At 43.1% G+C, this 1,760-nt stretch carries 2 protein-coding genes; both read right to left on the bottom strand.

Annotated features, from left to right (window positions below; translation table 11 throughout):
* Positions 1-318: 318 nt before the first annotated feature.
* Positions 319-1,410, bottom strand: coding sequence for an IS91 family transposase (locus ADS77_RS21050; RefSeq protein ID WP_054456192.1), 1,092 nt, complete (start codon positions 1,408-1,410; stop codon positions 319-321).
* A partial coding sequence (locus tag ADS77_RS21045; RefSeq protein ID WP_152960657.1) for a tyrosine-type recombinase/integrase occupies positions 1,407-1,760 on the bottom strand: 354 nt, incomplete at its 5' end. The genes ADS77_RS21045 and ADS77_RS21050, both read right to left, overlap by 4 nt.

The raw sequence follows: 1,760 nt of genomic DNA, 5'->3' as shown, positions 1-1,760 counted from the left end.
CTAACATTTTAGTATTTATGCGACACGCAGTTTGTGTTGCATAATCGCTTGTTGGACTGAGGCGCTACCTGCTCGGTGTATAGAGTTGGTGTTGTTTATGCTATGGGAATTTGTTTTTTATGGCCTAAGTGATATCAAACCAATTTCATTGGCGTGTCTATCGTATCTAAGCTATCCCTGCATTGCTCAGCRTTTATTATCTATTCATTAAACCTAATGTTTAACCGTTAAGCAAGGATATTTTTCTCACGCACAGCCGCGACTAGCCTGAACAGTTAAGCAGGTTAACTCATTGATTTGATGCAGMAAGCAAGGCTGCTAACTCGTTCGCGCTATTTTATTTGTCGCCATATCTAAATTCATCACACCAATAAATCGTAAGATACCCGCCTTGCATGACTGGCAAGGCCAATGCGGTATTAATCGTTCTTGCTCTGCCTTCGGCTTCACCACTTTGAATGGGGTTATTGATGCTTGAGCCTTTATTAACCCTAACTTTCGCTTGCGACACGCATTAGCTAAAAAGCCATAGTGGCGAATGCGCATAAACCCTTTCGGCAATACATGTTGTAAATAACGCCGTAAAAATTCATCACAACTCAGTGTCATGACTTTATCGCGGTTGTTATCTGCATAGTCGCGATATTTAAAGCTCACTGACTGCTCATTCGCTGACACTAATCGCGATTCTGACATTACGCCTTTTCGGGTATAACGCGCAAGGTAACTCACTAGCTTTTCACTGTACGTTAAACAAGCTTTGCTATACACGCACCACTTTGTTGGCGTGTTTATCCTCGCGAATGAACTATCACATTCATTGAGCGCCGCCAGCATTTTTCCTCTAAAAACCGTCGATAACGCTTTTACGGGGTACAAATAACCTTTTTCTATTTCATGCCAGTGCGCTTTATTTAGCGCCCCTGCGGGTATCAAACAATGCAAATGGATATGCTGACTTAAATTTTGCCCCCACGTATGCAGCACGCTAGTCATACCTAACTGGCCATGCTTTTTCCGTTTCGCAAATTTACTCAGCGTTTGCCATGTCGCTTTAAATAAACACTGATACAACGCATTTGGGTTATAGTGAGCAATGATATTCAACTCATGAGGGAGCGTAAAAACAAGGTGGAAATACCGACACGGTAATAAATCTTCCTGCTGTTTTTGCACCCATTTAGCCGTGGCCATGCCTTGGCAACGTGGGCAATGACGGTCTCGACAACTACACCCAATCTTTTGCGACTCACCACAGCTATCACATTGCCATGCTTGGTAACCTAACTGACCCGTTCTGCATGATTGCAGGTGCTGACAGACACGCAGTTGTTGATAGCTCATCGTATGATGTTGCCGATAACTCTCAAGATTTGAGTTTAAAATATCAGCGAGATGCAAAGCGCTCATTGTTTAGCCCAACCTGCAAGCAAATCAATACCGCCATGCCCTAACTCAGGTAACCAGTGTAAGTAACTTTGCGTGGTTTTAATATGACTGTGTCCAAGCTGATGTTGCAGTTGATGAAGTGGCATACCTGATTCAAGTTGATGTGTTGCATAAGCATGGCGTAAGGCATGTGGATTACAGTGCGCTAAACCACACGCTTGTGCGTGTTTTCTCAATGGCTTCCTGAAGGTCGATGCTGACATAGGTTTATCCATTAACAATCGCGAGTAAAACATCCAACCCGTTGGGTGATACATTTTCCAGTAACAACGTAATTGATTCAGTACACTATCTGATACAACTACGTAACG

Origin of the sequence: Pseudoalteromonas porphyrae (genome assembly GCF_001298125.1) — a bacterium.
Classification (GTDB): domain Bacteria; phylum Pseudomonadota; class Gammaproteobacteria; order Enterobacterales; family Alteromonadaceae; genus Pseudoalteromonas; species Pseudoalteromonas neustonica.
The sequence above is the reverse complement of the archived record's forward strand: the minus strand, read 5'-3'. Positions and strand labels throughout refer to the sequence as shown.

Excerpts from the sequence above, each read along its gene's own strand:
- ADS77_RS21050 (WP_054456192.1), bottom strand. The coding sequence starts at position 1,410 with ATGAGCGCTTTGCATCTCGCTGATATTTTAAACTCAAATCTTGAGAGT.